The sequence below is a fragment of the Micromonospora halophytica genome (assembly GCF_900090245.1).
GTDB classification, from domain to species: Bacteria; Actinomycetota; Actinomycetes; order Mycobacteriales; family Micromonosporaceae; genus Micromonospora; species Micromonospora halophytica.
Window position 1 is genome coordinate 135,770 of sequence record NZ_FMDN01000005.1, and the last position, 24,310, is coordinate 160,079.

The window sequence follows — 24,310 nt, forward strand, 5'->3', positions numbered from 1 at the left end:
CAACCCGTTCAGGTTGACGTTCGTCAATATCGTTCTCACATCGCGCACATCGAAGAGATTCATTGTCATGAATGTAAAGGCTAGGATTCTCCCCAACGTCCAGCGCCTCTCGACGGGCCAAAAGCCACCCCGAGGGGCCACCACAGTAGGAGGACCGGGAGATGACACTCCCTCGCACCCACCGGCGTACCCTCGCCGCGGTCAGCGTGCTCGCCAGCGCCGCCATGGTCACCGCCATGGCCGCCGCTCCGGCCACGGCTGCCGCAGCCACCGGCGAGATCCGGAGCGCCGGCGGCGCGACGGCCGTAGCCGACAGCTACATCGTGGTACTGAAGGACAGCGAGGTCGGCGGACGTGCCGGCACCCGACAGGCCGCGGTCCGAAGCACCGCCGGCAACCTGGCCGAGCGGTTCGGCGGCACCGTGGGTCACGTCTACGGCGACGCGCTCAACGGCTTCGAGGTGAAGCTCTCGGCGCAGGCCGCAAAGCGCCTGGCGGCGCACCCGGCGGTCGACTACGTCGAGCAGAACCACACCGTCTCGATCCAGGGCACCCAGACCAACCCGCCGTGGGGCCTGGACCGCATCGACCAGCCGTACCTGCCGCTGAGCAGGAGCTACACCTGGAACAGCGACGGCACCGGCGTCACCGCGTACATCATCGACACCGGCATCCGGACCAGCCACGTCGACTTCGGCGGCCAGGCCGTCGACGGCTACGACGCGGTCGACGGCGCCCTGCCCGCGGCCGACTGCAACGGTCACGGCACCCACGTCGCCGGCACCGTCGGCGGCAACACCTACGGTGTCGCCAAGGACGTCCGACTGGTCGCCGTACGGGTGCTCAACTGCTCCGGCAGCGGCACCTGGGCGCAGGTCATCGCCGGCATCAACTGGGTGACCTCGCACCACCAGCCCGGCCGGCCGGCGGTGGCGAACATGAGCCTCGGCGGCAGCAAGAACAGCTCCCTCAACACCGCCGTCGCCAACTCCATCGCCGACGGCGTCACGTACGCAGTGGCCTCCGGCAACTCGAACGCCAACGCCTGCAACTACTCGCCGGCCTCGGTCCCGACCGCACTGACCGTCAACGCGTCGCAGAGCAACGACGCGCGGGCCTCGTTCTCCAACTGGGGTAGCTGCACCGACCTCTTCGCCCCGGGCGTGGGCGTCCTGTCGGCCTGGCACACCAGCAACACCGCCACCAACTCGATCAGCGGCACCTCGATGGCCGCCCCGCACGTGGCGGGCGCAGCCGCACGGGTCCTGGAGGTCTACCCGACCTGGAGCCCGGCCCAGGTGCACTCCTACATCATCAACCAGGCCACCGTCGGCGTGATCACCAACCCGGGCACCGGGTCGCCGAACCGGCTGCTCCGCCTGGCGCCCACGTTCTGACCGGCACCGTCGAGTCACCGGCCCCGAGGCGAACCGCCCCGGGGCCGGCCCCTTGCGACGAGGAGAAGAGATGACGACATCACGCGTGCGGGGCCGGGCGCTCGCGCTCGCCCTGACGACCGCCCTGACCGCCGCCACGCTGTTCACCGGCGGCCAGGCCACCGCCGCCACCGGAACCGCCACCGAGGGCAGCGTCCGCCACGCCGGTGCCGCAGACGCAGTGCCGGGCAGCTACCTCGTCGTGCTGCACGACGACCGGGTCCGCCGGGACGCCGACGCCACTGCCGAGGTCAGCCGGCTCGCAGACCGGTTGAGGGCCCGCTACGGCGGAACCGTCGGCCACGTCTACGGCAGCGCCCTGACCGGATTCGAGGTACGACTGACCGAACGGGCCGCCCGCCGCCTCGCCGCTGATCCGGCGGTGGCCCACGTGGAGCAGAACCGGGTGCTCCCACTGATCGGCCCCGGCGTGCAGCTCAACCCGCCCTCCTGGGGCCTGGACCGGATCGACCAGCGCCGCCTGCCGCTGGACAGGCGTTACGCCTACCCGAACACCGCGCACAACGTGCACGCGTACGTCATCGACACCGGGATCCGGGGCACACATCTGGACTTCGGCCTCCGGGTGACCGGTGGGGTCGACCTGGTCGACGGCGCACTCCCGGCGGACGACTGCAACGGCCACGGCACGCATCTCGCCGGCACCGTCGGCGGCACCGCGCACGGGGTGGCCAAGGAGGTCCGGCTCCACCCGGTCCGGGTGCTCAACTGCACCGGCAGCGGCACCTACGCCACCGTGATCGCCGGGGTGGACTGGGTCACCCGGAACGCCATCCGGCCAGCGGTGGCGCTGATGGGCCTCGGCGGCTCCGCCAGTTCGACCCTGGACGCGGCGGTGGCCAACTCGATCGCCTCGGGCGTCACCTACGCCGTGGCGGCGGGCAGCGCGAACGGCAACGCCTGCAACTATTCCCCGGCCCGGGTTCCCGCGGCGCTGACCGCAGCCGGCACCACGTCCACCGACGCCCGGTCGACGAGCAACAACTACGGCAGTTGCCTGGACCTCTACGCCCCCGGCGCCGGCATCACCTCCACCTGGCACACCGGCAACACCGCAACCGCCACCCTCAGCGGCAGTTCGATGGCGGCCGCGCACGTGGCCGGTTGCGCGGCGCTCACGCTCTCCGCCAACCCGACGTGGTCTCCGGCCCAGGTGGCGAACCACCTGATCGGCAGGGCGACTCTCAACGTGGTCACCGGGGTGATCTCGGGTACGCCGAACCGGCTGCTCTACTGCGGTCCCTGACCTCGCCCCGGCACCCGGCGCACCTCCGGCACCTGCCGGGCTCCGTGGGCGACGCCTCATCCGGGGTCGCCCACGGAAAGCCGCACCGAGCCGGCCGCACCCGCCCGATCAGCCGGTGAGCCCGCCCGGCTGGTCGCCCTTCACGACGGGGGCCCGGACCAGGTTGCCCCACTCAGTCCACGAGCCGTCGTAGTTACGCACCTGCGGGTAGCCCAGCAGGTGCCGCAGCACGAACCAGGTGTGGCTGGACCGCTCCCCGATCCGGCAGTACGCCACCACGTCGTCCGACGGGCTGAGCCCGAGCTGGTCGGCGTAGATGGCACGCAACTCGTCGGCGGACCGGAAGGTGCCGTCGTCGTTCGCGGCGGACTTCCACGGCTTGTTCACCGCACCCGGGATGTGCCCGCCGCGCAGCGCGCCCTCCTGCGGGTAGTCCGGCATGTGCAGCATCTCCCCGGTGTACTCACCCGGCGACCGCACGTCGACCAGCGGCCGACCGGCGGCGATGTGCGCCATCACCTGCTCCCGGTACGCCCGGATCGGCGCGTCGTCGCGCTGCGGCACCGGGTACCCGGCGCGCGGGCGGGTCACCTTCTCCCGGGTCAGCTCGCGCCCCTCGGCGACCCACTTCTGCCGGCCGCCGTCGAGCAGCCGCACGTCGACGTGGCCGAAGAGGGAGAAGACCCACAGGGCGTACGCGGCCCACCAGTTGAAGTTGTCGCCGTAGAAGACGACCGTGTCGTGCCGGCCGATGCCCTTCGCGGCGCACAGCTCGGCGAAGCTGGCCGCGTCGAGGTAGTCCCGGGTGACCTGGTCGTTCAGCTCGGTGTGCCAGTCGACCTTGACGGCGCCCGGGATGTGGCCGGTGTCGTAGAGCAGCACGTCCTCGTCGGACTCCACCACGACGAGACCCTCGTCGCCCAGGTGCTCGGCCAGCCACTCGGTGGTGACCAGGCGCTGCGGGTCGGCGTACGACTTCAGGCGGGGATTCGGATCGCTCGGCACCGGCATGATCCCCAAGGTACGCCGGATCGGCGGCCGGTCACCGGGGATCGGGCGCAAGCGGCGAAACCCCGGCCACAAACGAGCCGGTCAGGCCCGGCGGTGCACCAACCGGCCGGCGACCACCGTGGCCAGGCAGGACCCGTCCTCGGCGAAGACGGCCAGGTCCGCGCGCCCGCCGGCGGCCAACGTCGGTGGACGCGCGGTGTCGAGCACGACGACGTCGTTGCGGGCGGCGGCGGCCCGCAGCTCCGGGTCGGCCAGATGAGCGGCGGCCACCGCGCCGACACCGGCCCGGAACAGGGCGTGCACCCGCTCGCGCGGGCTGGGCGCGGGCGGCAACGGCCCGTCGTGCACCAGCGCCGGCCCGAGGGTGCCGGCCCACCGCCGGACCCGCACCTGTGGGTACGCCTCCGTCAACTCGTCCAGCGGCGCGATCTGCTCGATCCGGTCGCCGGTGACGAGGACAGCCAGGCCGGGCGCCGGATCGTCGCCAGGAGCCCTCCTGACCAGGGTGGCCGCGTGGATGGTCCGCATGTCAGTCGGTGATCGGGCTGAGCAGCGGGCGCTTCGCGGTGACCGAGTCGCCGGACGAGCGGCCGGTCAGCCGCCGCTTGACCCACGGGGCGAGGTGCCGGCCGGCCCAGCGCAGGTCGGCGGCGCGGGCGGCGAGCCACGGCGTCGGGGCCGGGTTCTCGGGGACCAGCAGCCACTCCTCGTCGCAGCCGACGCCGAGCGCATTCAGCACCTGGGCGGCGACCCGCCGGTGACCGGTGGCCGACAGGTGCAGCCGGTCGGTGCTCCAGAGCATCGGGTTGAGGAAGGTGTCGTCGGCGTACAGGTCGACCAGGATCGCGCCGTGCCGCTCGGCGGTCTCGCCGACGGCCCGGTTGAGCAGTTCGATGCGCGGGGCGACCAGGCGTTGGCCGGGCAGCCGGGCCATCACGTCGGCGAACCGGAACAGGATCACGTCGGCACCGCCGGAGCGCAGCTCACCGACCACCTCGTCGAAGCGGCTGACCAGGGCGTTCGGGTCGAAGTTGCGGCGCAGCACGTCGTTGCCGCCGGCCGCGAAGCTGATCAGGTCGGGCTGCATGGCCAGGGCGGCGGGCACCTGCTCGGCCACCACGGCGGGGAAGAGGCGACCCCGGATCGCCAGGTTGGCGTACCCGAAGGCGGGGCCGGCGTCGGCGGCCAGCCGGGTCGCGACCAGGTCGGCCCACCCACGGTAGGTGCCGTCCGGGTACGCGTCGTCCATGCCCTCGGTGAAGCTGTCCCCCACCGCCACGAAGCTGCGCCAGCGCACGCCGCCTCCCTCAGTCGTTGCCTGCGGCGACCAGTCTGTCACCGGCCGGGTGCCGCGCGCTGCCACCCGGCGGGCGAACGTGGCGGAGGTCATCGATCGACGATCGATCTCCGGTACGGACCCCAGCCCACGAACCGCTCGAACAACTCACGCGGGGTCGGGCCGTCGTACGGGTTGAGCCGGAACAGGTCGTGGCACGCCTCGTGGTACAGCCCGGACAGGTAGACGGCCAGGTCGACGGGCTTGTCGTCGTACTCGACTCTCAACAGCAGCCGGGCCTCGGCGCACGGCCATGGGGACCCGCAGGCCCGGCACACCCACAGCGGCCGGATCGGCAGGTGCGGTCGCTGCCCCGGCGGGTAGGCGCGAGGCCGGTCGGGGTACGGGCCGAGGCGGGGCACCGGCAGGCTCACCAGCGGCCCCCGTTCGCGCGCCACTCCTGCGCCCGGGTCAGCCGGCCCGGACTGCCCGGCCGCATCGTCGGCAGGATCCGGGTCGGCTCACGCATCCAGTCGGGCAGGTGGGTGCCCCTCACCCGCTGCGGCAGCGGTGGTGGTGGGACCGCCGTCCGGCACCGGAACCAGCGGAGCGGGTTGCGCATCGTCGACCTCCTCCAGACGTGGGAAGGGGCCGCCCCTGCACCGGGGGGATTCGCGGGCGGCCCCACCGCGACCGTTGCGTGGTCGCTGCGTGACAGTCTGCTGAGGACGGCACTACTGTCGGAAGGCATAGACGCCGCTCAGGGCAGGGCCCGGTCAGCCGTGGCAGCCGTGCGGCGACGCCGGGGAGACACCAGGAAAAACGTGGAGGACGGGTGGAAGGTGAGCCGACCGCGGAGTTGATCCGCGCGCAGCTCCGGCGGCTGCGGACGAACGCCGAGTTGAGTCAGGAGGAGTTCGGGAAGCTGGTGCACTTCTCCGGCTCCCAGGTGTCGGCGGTCGAGCTGGGGCAACGGCCGCTCGACCGGTTCTTCCTCAGGCGGGCCGACGAGGTGCTGGGGACGGGCGGGCTGCTGACGTCGCTGCTCAAGCTGGCGGAACGGGACGGGCAGCCGAGCTGGTTCCGGCCGTGGCTGGAGGCCGAGCGCAACGCTCAGCAGCTCTGGTGCTACCACCCGACACTCGTTCCCGGCCTGCTACAGACAGAGAACTACGCCCGCACGGTCATCCGAGGCGACGACATGCTCAGCGACGAGGAGGTGGACAAGCGGGTCGCCATCCGGCTTGATCGACAGGCAGTCCTCGACCGACCTCAGCCTCCCAAGCTCGTCGCGGTGATCGAAGAAGCCGTCCTCCGCCGTGCCGGCGAGGAGTTCCGGGGCGTGATGGCCCAGCAACTCGTGTACCTCATCGAGCGCACCGAGCGTCCGCACGTCAGCGTCCACGTCATTCCGTCCGAGGTCAGCACGCACGTCGGACTCGCCGGTCCGTTCACCCTCGCACGGGGCAACGACGGCGGATGGGTCGGCTACCTGGAAAACCAGCTCGGTGGCTCCACGATCGACAAGGACCAGGACGTCGCTACTCTGATCGCCCGATGGGAGAGTGTCCGCAGCGAGGCTCTACCGCAACGGCAGTCGACGCTGCTGATGAAGGAAGTGATGACCTCATGGACCTGACCGGTGCGACCTGGCGCAAGTCCTCCCGTAGCGGCAACAGCGAGTGCGTTGAGGTGGCCGACAACCTGCCCTGCGTCGTCGGCGTACGCGACAGCAAGGACCCCATGGGCCCGGTCCTCACCTTCACGCCCCAGACCTGGCGGGCGTTCGTCGCGTACACCAAGCGCCACTGACCCTGACGATGACGCGATGGCCCGCTGTGACCATCGCGGCCCTGCCGTCGAGGCGAGCTGCTATCTCCCTCTCGCTCGCCGTCGTAGCCGGAAGATCTGAACCAGTGCATTGATCACCAGGATCATCGCCAGCAAGGGCAGCAGGTCGGTCACCCAGTCCGACTTCCTCCATTCCCCTGACTCGAACACAAGCGTCATGAGGAAAGCGAAGGCGACGACCACCCCAGCAACTTGCAGAGAGGTGATCAGCAGGAAGCGGAACGCTGGTTGCATCTTGGCTCTCCTTGCCGACTGCACGACCATCGTCGCAAAATCAGTGCTGATCAAGGAAGTGACGACGTCATGAATCCGACCCTCGCTGTCTGGCGTAAGTCCACCCGCGGCGGGCAGGGCGAGTGCGTCGAGGTGGCCGACATGCCGGTGACCGTGTCGTAGTCCCCCCGCCGTGAGAGGCCGCGAAGGTGGGCGCGCACCGGTCGGGGCTCCGGGGCGTGATGGGCCCCGACCGGTGTGCGGTTGCGGTTCGTCAGCGAGGGCTCGGGCTCAGGCGCTCTTGAGCCAGTCCTGGTCCAAGCGGTCGGTCAGGCCGGCGGTGGCGAAGGCGGCCTTGAGGTCGTCGCGGTCCTCGGTGAAGTGGGCCCAGCTGTCGTGGTGGACAGGGACGACGCGACGGGCACCGAGGATCTGGGCGGCCTCGGCGGCCTGGGCGCTGTCCAGGACGACCGGTAGGCCGTTGAAGACCCCGGGGAGGCGGGGAGCTCCGGCGAACAGCAGGGCGGTGTTCACCGGGCCGAAGTGCTCGGCGATCTCCTTGACCGCGTCCAGCGAGGCGTTGTCGCCGCTGACGTAGACCGACGGCAGACCCTCGCCCGTCAGAACGAAGCCGACGACCTGACCGGAGAACGGCTCGACCTCCTCACGCGGCCCGGGGCCGTGGATGGCGGGCACGCCGGTGACAGTGACGGTGCCGCCGCCCGGACGCTCCAGCTCGACCGACTCCCAGTCGGCCAGCCCTTTGGCTTTCTCCCCAAGGCGCTCACCGCCGCCGGGGGTGGTGAGGGTGAGGGGGACGTCCGCGAGCAGGGCACGGCCGGAGATGTCGAGGTTGTCGGCGTGCTCGTCGTGCGACAGCAGCACCACATCGACGGGACCGACCTCGGTGGGCGCGATGGCGGAGCCGACGGTCTTGGTCAGGGTCGGGGCACCGGGGGTGGCGTAGTCGCCGGGGCCGTCGAAGGTCGGGTCGGTCAGAAAGCGCAGGCCGCCGTACTCGAACAGGGCGGTCGGGCCGCCGAAGACGCGGACCGGGAACTGCTGGGCGTCGTGCCGGGACATGACATCTTCTCTTTTCTCACGCAAACTTTGCTGGCTATCCGTGAGTCACACGGTAGGCACACCTCACGGAAAAAAGCAAGCGCTACCATGAGAGGTGTGGATGAGAACCTGGCCACCGACATCGCGAAGACCGCCCTGCCCCCAGCACCGGGTACCGACCGGTACCGCTCCCTGGACTTCGCCGACACCACCGCAACCCTGCCCGCGGGCCAGGGCTACGACCTGCTCGCCGCACCCGAATCGGCCATGCGCTGGCTCGCCGCACACAACCTGACCACCCCGGACGTGCAGCTGTACGAGGTGTGTGCCCAGCGGATGCGCACCCTTCGTGGACATGTGCGAGCCCTCTTCACCGCGTGCGTCAACGGCACCACCCCGCCCGAGGAATCCCTGCACGCGGTGAACGAGGCCCTGACCTCCGTACCCACCGCACCCCTGCTCGCCTGGGACGGTGCCCAGGGACTGCGCCGCATCCAGGCCCACCCCACCGACCAGGCTGTCAACCATGCGCTCGCGACCCTGGCCGCCGACGCCGCCGACCTGCTCACCGGTCCCGACGCCGGCCTCCTCGCCGCCTGCGGCTCCGCCCCCTGCGACCGGTTCCTCCTGCGCACCCACGGCCGGCGCCACTGGTGCTCCACCCGCTGCGGCGACCGCGTCCGCGCCGCCCGCGCCTATGCCCGACGCAGCGGAACCTCCGGCTGACGGACCGCCCCAGCCCTCTGCGGGAAACCCGATGCCCGCGTAAGCACCTTCAGCAGGCAGCATCCGGGATGCCGACCGGAAGCCCGACTTTCCGCAGCTTCAAGATCACCTCTTCGGCTCCGGTGTCGGCGTCCCAGAGCTTGGCCTGCATGCGGCCGACGATCGTTTTGAGCGGTCGTTCTGTCGAACGAATTCGGGTCAGGCCGACAGGATCTGCATGTCGCGCAGCTCCGCCGGCTCCGCGACCTCGCTGACCTTCCGGCCGTCCCGTCCGACCAGCAGCAGCGCGTGCCCGCCGCCCGCGCGTACCCGCACCACCGTCGACCCGTCCGCCCGGAAGAACACCTGCCGCAGCTCGCGACCACCCGTCGGCAGCGCCACCTCCCGCCCGTCCCGCGTCCGGAGCACCGCATTGGCCGTGAGCATCCGGCCGACATCGCCCGTCTGCTCATCCGGCCGGGTCCGGGTCAGCGCGATCCGGGAGCCGTCCGGGGAAAGGCTGGCAACATGCGCGCTGCGCCAAGGAGAGGGCCCTGACAGGTGCGGCACCGGACGCGGGCGGCGACCGTCGGCCGAGTACAACGTCACCCCGGTGGCGCTGTTCATGGCAACCGTCCGGCCGTCGGCGGACCAGAGCGCGTGGCAGCCCTGCGGCTCGACGTCCCACCAGGTCACCGACGCACCGCGCCCGACGGTGTCCAGCACCCCGTACCGGCCGGGGTTGCCCAGCGGGTCGGCCTCCCGGAACAGCAGCCGCCGGGAGTCGGGCGCCCAGGTCGGGGTCACGCAGTACGCGTCCACGTGTCGGGCCAGCGCCCGCCTGCGTGAGCCGTCCACGTCCGCGACGTAGAGGGTGGCCGCCCGCACGGGGTCCACCCAGGCCACCCGGCGGCCGTCCGGGGAGACGCTGACGTTGGCGAGCGCGGCGACCGGCGGCAGCGCGGCCAGGATTCGGGGACGCTCCCCGGGCCGCCACGACCGCAACCTGAACCGCTCCCGGCCGGCGACCGGCCCACCGGGTGCGTAGAAGAGCCGGCCGAGCGCCCCCGGTGGTCCGACCGGGGTGACGGCCGACGCGGTCGCCCGGAGCGGGGCCGTGGAGGGAACGGGCGGGGCGAGGGCCGGCGGGGGTGGGGCGGGGCTGCTCGCGGGCACCGTGCCCACGCCGGCGGTCGAGGTGGCGGCGGGTCGGCGTACCCCGGACAGGTCGGACAGGCCGACGGCGAGCACCAGCAGCGCGACCGTGCCCGTCATCGCCTGCCGGCCCCGCCGGGGCCGGGTGGCGCGGTCGGTGTGGTCGGCCAGGTCGATGGTCATGTGTCGCCCCCGGGGTCGGACGTGCTCGTCACCCCCTTGACGGGTTCGGCGGCCGGGAGGTTGCCGTCGACGACTGCCACTGTCCTGCATCGGCGGAGCAGGTGCACTGCGTCGTCCGGGCCGGTCAGGCGTCGCTCCGGGCTGCCGCCGCGGAAACGCCACCCGGCGCGCCGTGCGCCGAAACGGGTCGTCCGCCCGGCCACAATGGTCGTACGCTGCGCGGATGTTGCTTCGTACGTCGACTGCGCTGCTGCGGACCCTGCGGGAGGACCCGGCGGACGCGGAGGTGCCGAGCCACCGGCTCCTCGTCCGAGCCGGCTACATCCGTCGCGCCGCACCGGGCGGGTACACCTGGCTGCCGCTGGGCAAGCTGGTGCTGGACCGGGTGACCGAGATCGTCCGGCGGGAGATGACCGCCATCGGTGACCAGGAGGTGCACTTCCCGGCGCTGCTGCCGGCGGAGCCGTACCGGACCAGCGGCCGGTGGGCGGAGTACGGCGACGACATCTTCACCCTCGCCGACCGCAAGGGTGCGGAGCACCTGCTCGCCCCGACCCACGAGGAGATGGCCACCCTGCTGGTGAAGGACCTCTTCTCGTCGTACCGGGACTTCCCGGTGACGCTGTTCCAGATCCAGACGAAGTTCCGCGACGAGGCCCGCCCCCGGGCCGGGCTGCTGCGCGGGCGTGAGTTCCTGATGAAGGACGCCTACTCGTTCGACCTGGACGAGGCGGGTCTGCAGGCCTCGTACGACCGGCACCGGGCGGCGTACCAGCGGGTCTTCGACCGGTTGAGGCTGGACTACACGACGGTGCGGGCGATGTCCGGGGCGATGGGCGGCTCGGCGTCGGAGGAGTTCCTGGCCGCCACGCCGGTCGGCGAGGACACCTTCGTCGGCTGCACCACCTGCGACTACGCGGCGAACACCGAAGCGGTGACCACCCGCGCGCCGGCCGCCACCGACCCGGATGCGCGTCCGTTCTCCGAGGTGCACGACACCCCGGAGACGCCGACCATCGCCTCCCTGGTCGAGCTGGCCAACACGCGCCGCCTCGCCGGCCGGGACGACTGGGCCGCCACCGACACCCTGAAGAACGTGGTGCTGACCGTACGCCGGCCGGGCGCGGAGACGGCCGAGCTGCTGGTGGTCGGGTTGCCGGGCGACCGGGAGGTGGACCTCAAGCGGATCGGGGCGACGCTGCACCCGGCCGCCGTGGCGGTCTTCGACGACTGGGACGCCCACCCGGAACTGGTCCGCGGCTACCTCGGTCCGCAGCTGCTCGGCAAGCTCGGCGTCCGCTACCTGGTCGATCCGCGGGTGGTCCCCGGCACCGCCTGGCTGACCGGGGCGAACGAGCCGGGCCGGCACGCCACGAACGTGGTCTGCGGCCGGGACTTCACCCCGGACGGCACGATCGAGGCGGCCGAGGTACGCCCCGGCGACCCCTGCCCGGCCTGCGCCGACGGCAAGCTGACCATGCGGCGGGGCATCGAGGTCGGGCACATCTTCCAGCTCGGCCGCCGGTTCACCGACGCCTTCGCGCTCGACGTGCTCGGCGCGCAGGGCAAGCCGGTCCGGCCCACCATGGGCTGCTACGGCATCGGGGTCTCCCGGGCGGTCGCCGCGATCGCCGAACAGCACCACGACGAGCGGGGTCTGGTGTGGCCGGCGGCGGTCGCGCCGTGCGACGTACACCTGATCGCCGCCGGGAAGGGGCCGCAGCTCGACGCGGCGCTCGACCTGGGCGGACGCCTGGCCGACGCGGGCCTGCGGGTGCTGGTCGACGACCGGGTCAACGTCTCCGCCGGGGTGAAGTTCACTGACGCCGAGCTGATCGGCATCCCGCGCGCCGTCGTGGTCGGCCGCCGGCTCGCCGACGGGTACGTCGAACTGCGCGACCGGGCCACCGACGAGCGCGTCGAACTGCCGCTCGACGGGTTGACCGAACGACTGCTGGAGCAGGTACGCGCAGCGCTGTACGACGGGGTGTAGCAATCGCAGCGCGGGGTACCGCAGCAGGATCGACCGAGGTGTTGTGGAGGCTCTCATGTACCGGGTCAGCGACGTGATGACGAAACAGGTGGTCTACCTGCCGGCGGAGACGCCCCTGGACGAGGCGGCCCGGGTGATGAAGGAGGCGGACATCGGCGACGTGGTGGTCACCGACGGCGCCACCCTCGCGGGCATGCTGACCGACCGCGACATCGTGGTACGCGCGGTGGCCGAGCGGAGCGACCCGGGCACCACCACCATCGGCTCGATCATCACCCGCGAGGTGGTGATGATCGAGCAGCACTGCACCGCCGCCGAGGCCGCCTCGCTGATGCGTGAACGCAACATCCGGCGGGTGCTGGTCTGCGACAACGACCGCAAGCTGGTCGGCATCGTCTCCCTGGGCGACCTGGCCATGCAGCTCGATCCCACCTCGGCCCTCGCCGACATCAGCGAGGCGTCCCCGAGCGCCTGAGACCTGCGCCGCCCCCGCCGATCCGGCGGGGACCACGACAACGGCCCGGCACCCCTCCTCGGTGGGATGCCGGGCCGACTCGTCCGCGTACTCCGGGCCCGGTGGCCGGCCGGCGTCCCGTCGGTGGTGGGCCGACTTGCCGGCGTGCCGGCCGGCGTCGCGGTCGGTGGCGGGACGGACCGGGTCGGTGGTCGGCGCGGACGGCGGTAGCCTGGCGGGATGCCCGAGATGCCGACGAAGCTGGCCGAGATCGTCGAGGAGTTCGCCGCCGCGCCGAAGGACCTGGTACTCGAGCTGCTGCTCGAGTACGCCGACGTCATCCCGCCACTGCCGGCCGGCACGGACCGGGAGGACCTGGAGCAGGTCCCCGAATGCCAGACCGCCTTCTTCCTCCGCGCGACCGTCGAGCCGGACCGCACGGTGAGCACCGTCTTCGACTGCCCACCGGAGGCGCCGACCACCCGCGCCTTCGCCGGCATCCTCGCCGAAGGGCTGACCGGGGCGAGCGCCGACGAGGTGCTGGCCGTGCCGGACGACCTCTACCAGCGGATGGGGCTGGCCCAGGCGATCAGCCCGCTGCGCGTACGCGGTGGCACCGCGATCCTCGCCCGACTCAAGCGCCAGGTTCGGGAACAAGCGTCCTGAGCTGGGCGTTCACCTCGATCATGGAGATCGAGATCTACGCCGACGTGGTCTGCCCCTGGTGCTGGATCGGCAAGCGCCGGCTGGAGCAGGCGCTTGCGTCGTACGACGGAGACGTGACCGTCACGTACCGGCCGTTCCAGCTCGACCCGACGCCGGTCAGCGAGCCGCGTCCGCTGGTCGACGCGCTGGCCGACAAGTTCGGCGGTCGGGAGCGTGCCGAGGCGATGGCCGCCCAGGTGACGCAGGTCGCGGCCGGTGTGGGGCTGGAGATGCGCTTCGACCGTGCGGTGCAGGCCAACACGTTCGAGGCGCACCGCCTGGTCCGGTTCGCCACCGAGCGCGGCCGGTCCGGGGAGGTCGTCGAGGCGCTCTACCGGGCGCACTTCACCGATGGCGTGGACGTCGGCTCGCGGGACACCCTGGTCGCGCTCGCCGTCTCCGTCGGCCTCGACGAGACCGAGACCCGGGAGCACCTGGAGTCGAACCTCGGCCGACGTGAGGTCGCCGCCGACCTGGCCACCGCCCACCAGCTCGGCGTGCGCAGCGTGCCGACCTTCGTGCTGGCCGGCAGGTACGCGGTGACCGGCGCGCAGGAACCGGAGACGCTGCTCGCCGCGCTTCAGGAGGCGGACCGCCGCGAGGCGGCCTGACCCCCTGGCGGTAAGGACCGATGTCGGGACTGTTTCACATGAAACGCAGCGTCCCACGGACGGCGCCGTTGACGTCGGCGCGGCTGGTGGCCAGCACGCGGGCGGTGACGGGGTCAGTTGCCGCCGAGGAAGGCGTTCTGCCGCATGAAGGCGGCGTCGTCGTCGGAGGTGCTCTGCGCGGTCCGGAGCACCTGTGGGCGCCGCGCCTCCAGGTCCTCCATGCCGTGCCGGACGGCGAGCCGGATCACGCCGTAGAGGAAGACGAAACCGAAGACGTACAGGATCACGGTGGCGACGAGGGTGAACATGGCGTCACGGTAGGACGAACGTGAACGAGTGGCGGCCTCATCTTGCGCCGATTCGCCCGTACGTGTCATCGAGGTGATCCGCCCAGGTGCGCGTACCGGTCGGGGAGGCGGTGGTGGTGAGCCCGCCCTCCCGCAGCGCCCGGCCGAGCCGGCCGGGGAACCGGACCGGCAGCAGCGGGCGGCGCGAGCCACGCGCCGACTGCCAGGCGCGTACCGCCTCGTCGAAGCGGAGCACCTGCGGACCGGCGTACTCCTCGATGCCGCTCAGCGGGCCGACGGCGAGCCGTTCGGCGAGCCGGCCCGCCACCTCGTGCTGGTCGACGGGCTGAGCGAGCACCGCCGGGTCGCCGATCACCGGCCCGAGCCGGCTCGACGCCCGCAGCAGCCGGTCCAGGAACGGCGGGAACTGGGTGGCCCGCAGCACCGTCCACGGCACCGGGCCGGCGCTCACCACCTGCTCCGCCGCCAGCTTGTGCCGGTAGTAGGGAAGTGAAACCCGGTCGACGCCGACGATCGAGACGTACACCAGGTGACCGACGCCGGCCCGGCCGGCGGCGAGCGCCAGCCGGCGGGTGCCGAGCACATCCACCCGGTGGGTGTGCCGGCTGTTCGGCAACGACGCCAGGTGCAGCACGGCGTCCACGCCGGCCACCGCCTCGTCCAGCCCGGCCCCGCTGGCCAGGTCCACCACCGCCCAGTCCGCTCCCGGGTCGTGCCGGGGACGCCGGCTCGTCGCCCGCACGTCGAACCCGTCGGCGCGCAGCCGGGGCAGCACCGCCCGCCCCAGAGTGCCGCCCGCTCCGGTGACCAGAACCTTCATGTCGACTCCTCCCTGTCGCCGGGTCGACGGGACGGCCGGCCCGATCGTGACGTCACGTCGGCAGGTCGGCCGCCGATCCGCACACCCGGACCGGGGCGGCCCGCGCGGCCACGGCGACCGGAACGACCACGGCCGCCGGCAGGATCGCCAGGGAAGCCCATCGCCTCCCCATCCTGGCCGCCCGACCCACCCCGCCACGCCCGATCGCCGATCCCGCCCGGACGGGTCAGCGGGAGGGGGTGACCCGGTGGGCCAGGAGGAGGCCGAGCAGCGCGCAGGCCGCGGCGACGCCGAGTGTCCCCGCGTAGTCCGCCGGCCCGGGGGCGGCGCCGGCCGCGAGTACCGCACCGGTGAGCGCCAGCACGGTGGCGGCGAAGAGCGAGTCGCCCAGTTGCAGCGACGAACTGTTGCGCCCCTGCTCGTCGGGGGCGGACAGCTCCAGGGTCAGCACCGACAACGACGGGTAGAGCAGACCCATCCCGGCGCCGGCCACCGCCCAGCCGAGCACCCCGACCGCCACCGGCACCGCCGGCCACACCGTCAGGGCGACCGTGGTCGTGCCGAGGGTGATGCAGGCCAGCCCGGCGCGGGGCAATGTCGCGGACGAGCGCGGCGCCGGCAGCCGACCCTGCAACCAGGAACCTGCCGACCAGGCCAGCGCACCGACGGTGAGCACCAGACCGGCGGCGGTCGGCGTGAAGCCCCGTTCCCGGGAGAGCATCAGCGGGATCACCACCTCGGCCCCGACGAACGCTGCCGAGGCGAGCCCGCGCAGCCCGATCACCGTGGGCAGGCCGCGGGCCGCGCGCAGGAAACCGGCCGGCAGCAGCCGGGGTGCGCAGACTGCCAGGCCGACCAGCGCGACCAACACCAACGGTACGGCGGACGCGCCGCGCTGCTGCCCCCCGTGGTGCAGCAGTGCGGCGCTCACCCCCGCCCCGGCCGCCCAGCCGATCCGGGTCAGCGCCCCGGCGGGCAACCCGGCGGCCCCCGGCGCGCGCAGCGACCGCAGGCCGGGCTGGACCAGCAGCGCCGCCGGCACCGCCACCGCCGGTACGGCGAGGAAGACCCACCGCCAGCCCAGGTGCTCGACGATCAGCCCGGCCACCGCCGGACCGACAAGTGACGGTACGACCCAGGCGGCGGCGAACGCGGCGAACACCTTCCGACGCAGCTCCTCCGGGTACGCCTGGCCCACCACGACGTAGAGGGCGACCGAGAGCAGCCCCGAGCCGAGGCCCTGCACCGCCCGCCCGACGACGAGCTGCCCCATCGCGGTGGCGCTGCCGGCCAGCAGCAGCCCGACCACGAACAGTCCGACGCCGGCCCACATCGGTGCGCGCGGCCCTCGGGCGTCGGACCAGATGCCGGAGAGCACCATGGCGAGCACCCCGACGGCGAACGGCCCGCCGAAGGCGAGCGCGTAGAGGGAGAGGCCGTCGAGCGCCCGGGCGACCGTGGGCATCGCGGTGCCCACGGCCAGCGCCTCGAAGGCCAGCAGGGACACCAGGGCGACGATGCCCACGGTCATCGCGCGCAGGCGCGGGTCGTACAGGCGGGCGACCGGGGTGGCCGCCTCGACCGTCGCCGTCATCGACCGGCCGCCGGGGCACCCCACCGGCCGGTACGGGTCTGCGTCGCCGATCCTGCCGGCCGGGGCAGGTGGCGGGGCGTCCTGGCCGGGCCCAACTCGAACCGGTGGCGGGGCTTCGTGGCCCGGCCTGCCTCGGACCGGAGCAGTTCGATCAGCATTGGCTCAGCCTGCGACCTCAATCCGGGTTGAGGTCAACTCACCAGCCGGCCCGGCCGTCGCTCCCTCACGTCGCCCGTCACTCATGGTGAGCGGAGCTCATGGTCACCCCGGGTGGTCAAGTGAGCTGACCCCAGCCACCCTCGATCCGCCCTTTGCTCTGCACCCATGGACGCGACAGCGCTCTGACCAGCACGATCGGCGGAGGCAACCCGATTACGGACGAGCGTCACCATCACGCATCGTTGCCGGCGCGTCCATGGGTGCAGAGCAAAGCGTACGAACCAATGCAACGGACCCCGCACGCCGGTCACTCTCTGTCAGGGCATCTTGCCCGGACCTCGGGAGGCGGTAGAACGTGTGACGGACACCGGACGCCCATCAGCGGCGGAAAACTTCCCCCGTACCGGCGGCATAAGGGGCGTCGGTACGGGAAGCCAGGCCGCCTGACGAGCGCGGGAGGCGAGATGGCGTACGGCAGGAGCGGCGGCGTGGGCGGCGAGGAGCGGGGCCGGCGACTCGGCCGTACCGCTCGATGACGACGCTGGGCCGGCTCGCCGGCCGGGTGCTCCCGCCGGTGCCGGCACCGCCCGTGCCACCGCTGGTCGCCGACGCGTCCCGTACCGTCGGCGCGGCCGCCTCCCGGCTGGTCCGCGCGGCCGGTCTGACCAAGCGCCGGGTGTGGTCCCGCGACGGACGGCACCACATCGAGGTGCACGGCGTCTGCCAGGACGGCGGCGACCGGCTGGCCTACCAGGTCGAACAGGCGCTGGAACGGATGCCCGGGGTGGCCTGGGCCCGGGTGAACGCCCCCTCCGGCCGGGTGGTGGTGGCCGTCGAGGAGCCGCGGCCGAACCTGCGCGACCTGATCGCCACGGTGGCCCGCACCGAGCGGGTCTGCCCGCACGAGCCGGACCCGGACGTCCCGCCACCGCACCCGCCCGAGGAGGGTCCGCGGACGCCCCGGACCCTCGGCGCGCTCGTCTCGGACGCGCTCGGCCTGACCATCTCGGCGGCCACCCGGATCCTGCCCTTCACCCCGGTCCCCGGCGAAGTGTCCGGCCTGCTCGCCGCCATCGACCTGCACCCGAAGCTGCACGCCCTCGCCGACCGGGGGCTGCGCGCCGACCCGCGCGCCGACGTGCTGTTCCCGCTCGCCGAGGCGGTCGTGCAGGGCCTCACCGGAGGCTGGGCGGGGATCGCGCTGGACGGCGCGCAGCGGATCGTCCAGTGGGGCGAGGCCCGGGCCCAGCTCTCGACCTGGAACAAGGCCGAGCCGAGGCTGACCGGGGACCCGGAACGGGCCGCCGCGCGCTCCCCCACGACCGAACGGCCCCGCCCCAAGCCGGACGGCCCGGCCGAGCGGTACGTCACCTCGGCACTCGGCACCGGCGCGGCCGCCGCCGCAGCGGCGCTCCCGGTCGTCGGCCGCAAGCGAGCCGCCGCGCTGGGCCTGGCCTCGCTGCCCAAGGCCCCCGGCAGCGGCCGGGAGGGCTACGCCGCGCAACTCGGCCGGATCCTGGCCCGGCGCGGCGTGATCGCGATGGACCGCAGTGTGCTGCGGGAACTCGACCGGATCGACACGGTCGTGCTGGACTCCGCCGTGCTCGGCTCGGAGCGAGGCGTGCTGGCGGACCTGGCCCCGCTGGTCGACCAGGACACCGGTGAGGTGGCCGCCCGGGCGTTCGCGCTCTTCGACCCCGACCACCCGGACGCCGCCCGGGACTCCGACGGCTGGCGGCTCGGGCCGCTACCCGGACTCGACGCCGACGATCCGGGCGACACCCCGGACAGCCGCCGGTTGCGCGACGGCGGCGGCCTGCTCCTCGGCCTGGCCCACCACGGCACCCTGGCCGCGGTCATCCGGGTGGAGCCGGAACCCGCGCCCGGCGTCGACGCGCTTCCCACCGCCGCCCGGCAGGCCGGCCTGCGGCTGGTGGTGGCCGACGACGACCCGCAGCGGTACGGCTTCGCCGACGCCGTCCTGCCCGGCGGGGCACACCTGGCCGACTCGGTGCGCGTCCTGCAACGCGACGGCGCGGTGGTGATGCTGGTCTCCGGGGACCGGGCGGCGCTCGCCGCGTCCGACTGCGGCCTCGGCATGGCCGCCCCGGAAGATCTGCCGCCCTGGGGGGCCCACCTGCTGGTCGGCACCGACCTGCGGATCCCGGCGCTGATGATCGAGGCGGTCGGCACGGCCCGGCGGATGACCCGGCAGAACCTCCGTATCGCCATGGCCGGCACCGGCCTCGGCGCGCTCGGCGCGTTCACCGCCGACCCCGAACGGCTGCCCGCCCGTACCCTCGCCGCGGTGAACGGCGCGGCGGCGCTCGCCTTCGCGCACGGCGTGTGGCGGGCGCACCGGCTGCCCGACCCGACCGGCACCCCCGCCCCGGTCAGCACCGCCTGGCACCTGATGCCGGCAGAGACGGTGCTGCGCCAGCTCGACAGCACCCCGGAAGGGCTCACCGACACCGAGGCCCGCCGCCGGCGGGGCGACGACGTCACCGGTACGCCCCGCACAGGCGGCCTGCTGCGCGCCTTCGTCGACGAACTGGCCAACCCGCTCACCCCGGTGCTGGCCGCCGGGGCCGTACTCTCCGCCGCGTTCGGATCCCTGGTCGACGCCGCCCTGGTGGGCGGGGTGGTGGGCGGGTCGGCGCTGGCCGGGGCGGTACACCAGCGCAACACCGAACGGGCCCTGGCCGAACTGCTGTCCCGCTCGGCGGTCACCGCCCAGGTGCGCCGGGACGGCGGCGAACAGGTGATCGCCGCCGAGGAACTGGTGCCCGGCGACGTGATCGTCCTCGGGCCGGGCGACGCGGTGCCGGCCGACTGCCGGGTGCTGACCGCCGACGGGCTGGAGACCGACGAGTCGTCGCTGACCGGGGAGTCACTGCCGGTGGCGAAGTCCGCCGAGCCGGTGGTCGCCGCCGCCGTCGCCGACCGGCACTCGATGCTCTACGAGGGCACCACCGTGGCGGCCGGTCACGGCACCGCCGTGGTGGTGGCGGTCGGCGCCGACACCGAGTCCGGTCGCAGTCTGGCCCTGGCCCGGCAGGCGCCCCCCGCCAGCGGGGTGGAGGCCCGGCTCGGCCGGCTGACCAGCGCGGCCGTGCCACTGGCGGCGGGCTCGGCGATCGCGGTCGCCGGGGCGGGGCTGCTGCGGGGCGTACCGCTGGCGGAGACGGCGGCGACCGCCGCGAACCTGGCCGTGGCGTCGGTGCCGGAAGGGCTGCCGTTCCTGGTCAGCGCCGCCCAGCTGGCGGCGGCCCGGCGGCTCGCCGAGCACGGCGCGCTGGTCCGCAACCCGCGCACCATCGAGGCCCTGGGCCGGGTGGACGTGCTCTGCTTCGACAAGACCGGCACCCTCACCGAGGGAAAACTGATGCTGGCCGGGGTCGGCGACGACGACCGGTACGCCCCGGTGGACCAGCTCGACGACGGGCTGCGCCGCACCCTCGCGGTCGCGCTGCGCGCCACCCCGTACGCGCAGGATCCGGAGGAGCTGCCGCAGCACACCGACCGGGCCGTCCGGTACGGCGCCCGGGACGCCGGCGTGACCGAGCAGACCGGCGCGGACGGCTGGCAGGCGGTCGGTGGGCTGCCGTTCGAGCCGTCCCGGGGCTACCACGCGACCATCGGGCGGGCCGGGAAGCGGCTACTGCTGAGCGTGAAGGGGGCGCCGGAGACCGTGCTGCCCCGGTGCAGCGCGTGGCGTACGCCGGACGGGCCGGACGAGCCGCTCGACGACGAGGGCCGGGACGGGCTGCACGCCATGCTCGCCGACCGGGCCGGGGCGGGACACCGGATCCTCGCCGTCGCCGAGTGCCGGGTGGACGCCGAGCAGGTGACCGACGAGGAGGTGCACGGCCTGGTCTTCGTCGGCTTCGTCGCGCTCGCCGACGGGGTACGCGAGTCCGCCGCCCCCGCGGTACACCGGATCCGGCAGGCCGGCGTGCACACCATCATGATCACCGGGGACCATCCGGCCACCGCCGAGGCGATCGCCTCGATCATCAGCCCTGACCACGAGGGACAGCGGGTGGTCACCGCCACCGAACTGGACCAGCTCGACGACGAGGCACTGGCCGACCGGCTGGCCTGCACGGACGTGGTGGCCCGCTGCACCCCGGCGCACAAGGTCCGACTCATCCAGGCGTTGCAGAAGTGCGGCCGGACCGTGGCGATGACCGGGGACGGCGCCAACGACGCGCCGGCGATCCGGCTGGCCGACGTCGGCATCGCCCTCGGCCAACGGGGCACCCCCGCCGCGCGGGCCGCCGCCGACCTGGTGGTCACCGACGACCGGCTGGAGACCATCATCGCCACCCTGGTCGAGGGGCGGGCGATGTGGTCCTCGGTACGCCACGCGCTGAGCATCCTGGTCGGCGGCAACCTCGGCGAGATCGCGTTCAGCGTGCTGACCGCCGCGACGACCGGTCGTTCCGCGCTGAACGGTCGCCAACTCCTCCTGGTCAATCTGCTCACCGACCTGGCACCGGCGCTGGCCATCGCGGTCCGGCCGCCCGGCGGCGACCATGCCGACGGGCTGCTCCGGGAAGGCCCGGACACCTCGCTCGGTGGAACAATGACCAGGGAGATCGGCCTGCGCGCGGCGGCCACCACGCTCGGCGCGACGGCCGGCTGGACGCTGTCCCGCTACACCGGCGGGCGGGAGCGCCGGGCCGGCACGGTGGCGCTGGTGTCGCTGGTCGGCACCCAGCTCGGCCAGACGGTGCTGGCCGGCGGGACCAGTCCGACGGTGCTCGCCTCCACCGCCGTGTCGCTCGGCGTGCTGGCCGCCGTGGTGCAGACCCCCGGGGTGAGCCAGTTCTTCGGCTGCACCCCACTCGGTCCGGTCGGCTGGGGCATCGCCACCGGGTCGGCGCTCGGCGCGACCTTCGCCAACGGCGCGCTGACCCGGCTCGTCGACCGTCTCCCGCCGCCGCCGGGAGTCGCCCCACCGGCGGGTCCGCACGCCGATCCGGGGGTACGGACCGAGGACGGAGACGGAACGGGCTGAGGTGACGTCGCCGCCCTCCGGCCGGAACCGGAGGGCGGCGATCGACGGTGCGACGGGGTCAGGCCCGCTCGGAGATGGCCTCGATCAGGTCGCCCACCGGGCGCTCCGGCAACGACCGGGCCACGTCGGCCACCGCCACGATCCCGACGAGCTCGTGCCCGTCGATCACCGGCAGCCGGCGTACCTGGTGCTCGCCCATGGTGCGCAGGATCTCGGTGGCGTCGTCGTCCGCGCCGATGGTCACGGCCTCGCCCTGGGCCAGCTCACCGGCGGTCACGTTTGCCGGGTCCTTCCCCTGGGCCAGGACCTTCACCACGATGTCGCGGTCGGTCAGCATGCCCTTGAGGCGGTTGTCGTCGCCGCAGATGGGCAGCGAACCCACACCCAGCTCGGCCATCCGCCTGGCGGCGGCGCGCAGGTCGTCGTGTTCGCGGACGCAGGTCACGTCGGCGGTCATGATGTCGCGTGCGTTCGGCATGATCACACCTCACTTTCCGGGGGGTCGTTGTCTGAATCCGTACCCCCGGGTCGTCGGGCCATGCACGTGACCGTCAGCCGGCGGCGTCCCAGGTGGCGGCGGCGCGGCGCAGCCGGTCGTTGATCGCCCGCCCCACACCCTCCTCCGGGGCCGCCTCGGCGAGGATCTCGGTCACCCCCGCCGCGTCGAGCCGGTGCAGGGCGTCGAAGAGCCGGGCCGCGGCCTCCGTCACGTCCCCGGCGGGCGAGAGCACCTCCACCGCCACGTACCCGTCGGCCGGCGACTCCCGGAAGGCCAGGAAGCCGCGCCGGACACCGTCGCCGACCGCCGGCCGCGCGCCCGCCACCACCCGCAAAGGGGTACGCGGCGCGTAGTGCGCCGCCAGCGTGCCCGGCGCCACCGGCTGCCCCGAACTACCCGGGCGTACGGTCACCGGCCCCACCGCCTCCACCAGGTCCTCCAGGGCGAGCGCACCGAGCCGCAGCACCACCGGCTGGGCGCCGCGCGCGTCCACGATGGTCGACTCGATGCCGCACCGGGTGGGCCCACCGTCGAGGACCACGTCGACCGCCCCGCCGAGCCCTCTCACCACATGCTCGGCCCGGGTCGGGCTGAGCTGCCCGAACCGGTTGGCGCTGGGCGCGGCCACCGGCACCCCGGCGGTCCGGATCAGCGCCCGCGCCCACGGCTCGTCCGGCACCCGCACCGCCATGGTGTCCAGCCCCGAGGTGACGATCGGCGGAATCTCCGCCGGCCGGTCCACGATCAGCGTCAACGGCCCCGGCCAGAACCGCTCGGCCAGCGCGGCGACCGCCGGCGGCACCGGCCCGACCAGCTTCTCCAGGTCGGCGGCGTCGGCCAGGTGGGTGATCAGCGGGTCGAAGCTGGGCCTGGCCTTCGCCTCGAAGATCCGCGCGGCGGCCCGCGCGTCGAGCGCGTTCGCGCCGAGCCCGTAGACGGTCTCGGTGGGGAACGCCACCAGCCCGCCGTCGCGCAGGACGGCGGCGGCCTCGGCGATGCCGGTCTCGGCGGGCAGGACGCGTGGGGATCCGGTGCTCACGCCCCGACGCTAACGTGCCTCCGACGTCCCCCGGTCGTCGGCCGGGCGATCCCGGGATGCCGGTCCCGCCGCGCGCCACCGCTGCCCGGGCGACCCCGCGAACAGCGCGCCCAGCCCGGCCAGCCGGGGGACGCGGCTCGGCCGCAGCGCCGTCACGGCCAGACCTCGCCGACCATCGCCCATGACCACGTCACCACGACGGTCCCGAAGGTCAGCAGGGCCGCACCGCCGATCGCCCGCAGCCAGACGTCCACGAAGTCGGGGCGCTGGCGGGCGTCCTGGACATGGTCCACGGGGTCGGTGGCGGCGTAGCGGACCCGCATCGTCTGCCCCTCGACGGGCTCCGGATCAACCCGGAAGTCGTGCACGTCGGCCTCCACGACCGTGCCGTCGGTCGTCGTGAACCACACCCGGACGTAGCTGTCGTCCCCGAGCCGGTGCACCTCGCGCACGGTGGCGGTCACCACCAGGCCGTGGTCACGCAGGCCGACGGCCTTCCGGTACGCCTCGACCGCACCCATCCAGAAGAAGCCGGTGACCAGGACCGTCAGCAGGCCGGCGCACACCACCGAGGTACGGGTGATCCGCCGAGACCTCATCCGTGCCACCTTCCGCCGGCACCGATCGTGCCCGGCTCGGCTTGGGCGCGCAACGTTCGGCGTTGCGTGTCCAAGCCGGCTCGGCTTCATCGATCTATTCACCGTGGTCGAATCCGTGATCAGGTGCCTGTGACGGCCTCATGACGCTCGGCAAGTGGCTACCGCTGATCGGCGGCGTCCTCGACCGCACCGCCATCTCGGCATCGCCACGCTCCAAGCCGACCAAGGCCCAGATCGCGCGGTTTGTCGGCCGGCGTCGGCTCCTGCCGATGACCTGCTCGTCCTGTCGGCTCGCGTCCGCTCATGACCGGGGCCGGTCGGCTGGCTTGGCTATACGGATGGCTGTA

Annotated in this window: 25 protein-coding genes; 11 read left to right on the forward strand and 14 right to left on the reverse strand. The window is 73.4% G+C overall.

What is annotated here, in order from left to right:
• Nucleotides 1-161: 161 nt before the first annotated feature.
• The gene (locus GA0070560_RS09770) at nt 162-1,397 is read left to right on the forward strand and encodes a S8 family peptidase (protein ID WP_091293993.1); all 1,236 of its coding nucleotides are present in this window, start codon (nt 162-164) and stop codon (nt 1,395-1,397) included.
• A 70-nt stretch (nt 1,398-1,467) separates the two neighbouring features.
• Nucleotides 1,468-2,703 carry a S8 family peptidase gene (locus GA0070560_RS09775; protein ID WP_091293996.1) on the forward strand — a complete coding sequence of 412 codons (1,236 nt, stop codon included), beginning with the start codon at nt 1,468-1,470 and terminating at the stop codon, nt 2,701-2,703.
• A gap of 108 nt (nt 2,704-2,811) precedes the next feature.
• On the opposite strand, the gene GA0070560_RS09780 is transcribed toward GA0070560_RS09775, so the two are convergent.
• From GA0070560_RS09780 to GA0070560_RS09800, 5 genes are all read right to left on the reverse strand, one after another.
• Nucleotides 2,812-3,714, reverse strand: coding sequence for a sulfurtransferase (locus tag GA0070560_RS09780; RefSeq protein ID WP_091293998.1), 903 nt, complete (start codon nt 3,712-3,714; stop codon nt 2,812-2,814).
• 81 nt (nt 3,715-3,795) lie between these two features.
• Nucleotides 3,796-4,242, reverse strand: a complete 447-nt coding sequence (locus GA0070560_RS09785; protein ID WP_091294000.1) for an imidazolonepropionase-like domain-containing protein — start codon at nt 4,240-4,242, stop codon at nt 3,796-3,798.
• Between the two features lies 1 nt (nt 4,243).
• On the reverse strand, nt 4,244-5,011 hold the full coding sequence (locus GA0070560_RS09790; RefSeq protein ID WP_091294003.1) for an SGNH/GDSL hydrolase family protein: 768 nt from the start codon (nt 5,009-5,011) through the stop codon (nt 4,244-4,246).
• Between the two features lie 89 nt (nt 5,012-5,100).
• Nucleotides 5,101-5,424 (reverse strand): hypothetical protein, encoded by a 324-nt coding sequence (locus GA0070560_RS09795; protein ID WP_091294453.1) that lies wholly within the window; start codon nt 5,422-5,424, stop codon nt 5,101-5,103.
• The gene (locus tag GA0070560_RS09800) at nt 5,421-5,612 is read right to left on the reverse strand and encodes a hypothetical protein (protein WP_091294005.1); all 192 of its coding nucleotides are present in this window, start codon (nt 5,610-5,612) and stop codon (nt 5,421-5,423) included. The genes GA0070560_RS09795 and GA0070560_RS09800 overlap by 4 nt, the downstream gene beginning before the upstream one ends.
• Before the next feature lie 213 nt (nt 5,613-5,825).
• Here GA0070560_RS09800 and GA0070560_RS09805 point away from each other — a divergent pair, with 213 nt between their 5' ends.
• Nucleotides 5,826-6,629 (forward strand): helix-turn-helix domain-containing protein, encoded by an 804-nt coding sequence (locus tag GA0070560_RS09805; RefSeq protein ID WP_091294008.1) that lies wholly within the window; start codon nt 5,826-5,828, stop codon nt 6,627-6,629.
• Nucleotides 6,620-6,802 (forward strand): DUF397 domain-containing protein, encoded by a 183-nt coding sequence (locus tag GA0070560_RS09810; RefSeq protein ID WP_091294011.1) that lies wholly within the window; start codon nt 6,620-6,622, stop codon nt 6,800-6,802. The genes GA0070560_RS09805 and GA0070560_RS09810 overlap by 10 nt, the downstream gene beginning before the upstream one ends.
• A 60-nt stretch (nt 6,803-6,862) precedes the next feature.
• Here the strand turns inward: GA0070560_RS09810 and GA0070560_RS09815 are convergent, their stop codons facing one another.
• Nucleotides 6,863-7,075: a hypothetical protein gene (locus tag GA0070560_RS09815; protein WP_170839339.1), complete on the reverse strand. Its 213-nt coding sequence runs from the start codon at nt 7,073-7,075 to the stop codon at nt 6,863-6,865.
• A gap of 69 nt (nt 7,076-7,144) precedes the next feature.
• Here GA0070560_RS09815 and GA0070560_RS28105 point away from each other — a divergent pair, with 69 nt between their 5' ends.
• Entirely contained in the window at nt 7,145-7,237 is a 93-nt protein-coding gene (locus GA0070560_RS28105) for a DUF397 domain-containing protein (RefSeq protein ID WP_139131468.1), read from the forward strand.
• Between the two features lie 108 nt (nt 7,238-7,345).
• Here GA0070560_RS28105 and GA0070560_RS09820 read toward each other — a convergent pair whose 3' ends face one another.
• Nucleotides 7,346-8,137 carry an MBL fold metallo-hydrolase gene (locus GA0070560_RS09820; RefSeq protein WP_091294015.1) on the reverse strand — a complete coding sequence of 264 codons (792 nt, stop codon included), beginning with the start codon at nt 8,135-8,137 and terminating at the stop codon, nt 7,346-7,348.
• A gap of 87 nt (nt 8,138-8,224) precedes the next feature.
• On the opposite strand from GA0070560_RS09820, the gene GA0070560_RS09825 reads away from it, so the two are divergent.
• Nucleotides 8,225-8,842 (forward strand): CGNR zinc finger domain-containing protein, encoded by a 618-nt coding sequence (locus tag GA0070560_RS09825; protein WP_091294018.1) that lies wholly within the window; start codon nt 8,225-8,227, stop codon nt 8,840-8,842.
• Nucleotides 8,843-9,040: 198 nt separating this feature from the next.
• Here the strand turns inward: GA0070560_RS09825 and GA0070560_RS28110 are convergent, their stop codons facing one another.
• Complete coding sequence (locus GA0070560_RS28110) at nt 9,041-10,159, reverse strand: TolB-like translocation protein (RefSeq protein ID WP_139131469.1); 1,119 nt, start codon at nt 10,157-10,159, stop codon at nt 9,041-9,043.
• Between the two features lie 223 nt (nt 10,160-10,382).
• On the opposite strand from GA0070560_RS28110, the gene GA0070560_RS09835 reads away from it, so the two are divergent.
• The 4 genes from GA0070560_RS09835 (at nt 10,383) to GA0070560_RS09850 (ending at nt 13,922) form a co-directional block, all read left to right on the forward strand.
• Nucleotides 10,383-12,152, forward strand: coding sequence for a proline--tRNA ligase (locus tag GA0070560_RS09835; protein WP_091294020.1), 1,770 nt, complete (start codon nt 10,383-10,385; stop codon nt 12,150-12,152).
• 55 nt (nt 12,153-12,207) lie between these two features.
• On the forward strand, nt 12,208-12,627 hold the full coding sequence (locus GA0070560_RS09840; protein WP_091294023.1) for a CBS domain-containing protein: 420 nt from the start codon (nt 12,208-12,210) through the stop codon (nt 12,625-12,627).
• A gap of 219 nt (nt 12,628-12,846) precedes the next feature.
• Nucleotides 12,847-13,272: a SufE family protein gene (locus GA0070560_RS09845; protein WP_091294025.1), complete on the forward strand. Its 426-nt coding sequence runs from the start codon at nt 12,847-12,849 to the stop codon at nt 13,270-13,272.
• A gap of 20 nt (nt 13,273-13,292) precedes the next feature.
• Nucleotides 13,293-13,922: a DsbA family oxidoreductase gene (locus GA0070560_RS09850; protein ID WP_091294027.1), complete on the forward strand. Its 630-nt coding sequence runs from the start codon at nt 13,293-13,295 to the stop codon at nt 13,920-13,922.
• Between the two features lie 113 nt (nt 13,923-14,035).
• Here GA0070560_RS09850 and GA0070560_RS09855 read toward each other — a convergent pair whose 3' ends face one another.
• The 3 genes from GA0070560_RS09855 to GA0070560_RS09865 all read right to left on the reverse strand — a co-directional run bounded on the left by GA0070560_RS09855 (nt 14,036) and on the right by GA0070560_RS09865 (nt 16,644).
• Nucleotides 14,036-14,230: a hypothetical protein gene (locus tag GA0070560_RS09855; protein ID WP_091294030.1), complete on the reverse strand. Its 195-nt coding sequence runs from the start codon at nt 14,228-14,230 to the stop codon at nt 14,036-14,038.
• Between the two features lie 37 nt (nt 14,231-14,267).
• On the reverse strand, nt 14,268-15,050 hold the full coding sequence (locus GA0070560_RS09860; RefSeq protein WP_091294032.1) for an SDR family oxidoreductase: 783 nt from the start codon (nt 15,048-15,050) through the stop codon (nt 14,268-14,270).
• A 226-nt stretch (nt 15,051-15,276) separates the two neighbouring features.
• Nucleotides 15,277-16,644: an MFS transporter gene (locus tag GA0070560_RS09865; RefSeq protein WP_091294456.1), complete on the reverse strand. Its 1,368-nt coding sequence runs from the start codon at nt 16,642-16,644 to the stop codon at nt 15,277-15,279.
• A gap of 691 nt (nt 16,645-17,335) precedes the next feature.
• On the opposite strand from GA0070560_RS09865, the gene GA0070560_RS09870 reads away from it, so the two are divergent.
• The gene (locus GA0070560_RS09870; protein WP_091294035.1) at nt 17,336-21,826 is read left to right on the forward strand and encodes a cation-translocating P-type ATPase; all 4,491 of its coding nucleotides are present in this window, start codon (nt 17,336-17,338) and stop codon (nt 21,824-21,826) included.
• Between the two features lie 58 nt (nt 21,827-21,884).
• Here GA0070560_RS09870 and GA0070560_RS09875 read toward each other — a convergent pair whose 3' ends face one another.
• The 3 genes from GA0070560_RS09875 to GA0070560_RS09885 form a co-directional block, all read right to left on the reverse strand.
• Nucleotides 21,885-22,304, reverse strand: a complete 420-nt coding sequence (locus GA0070560_RS09875; protein ID WP_091294458.1) for a CBS domain-containing protein — start codon at nt 22,302-22,304, stop codon at nt 21,885-21,887.
• Nucleotides 22,305-22,377: 73 nt separating this feature from the next.
• Complete coding sequence (locus GA0070560_RS09880; protein ID WP_091294459.1) at nt 22,378-23,340, reverse strand: L-threonylcarbamoyladenylate synthase; 963 nt, start codon at nt 23,338-23,340, stop codon at nt 22,378-22,380.
• 176 nt (nt 23,341-23,516) lie between these two features.
• Complete coding sequence (locus GA0070560_RS09885; RefSeq protein ID WP_091294039.1) at nt 23,517-23,963, reverse strand: hypothetical protein; 447 nt, start codon at nt 23,961-23,963, stop codon at nt 23,517-23,519.
• Between the last annotated feature and the right edge of the window lie 347 nt (nt 23,964-24,310).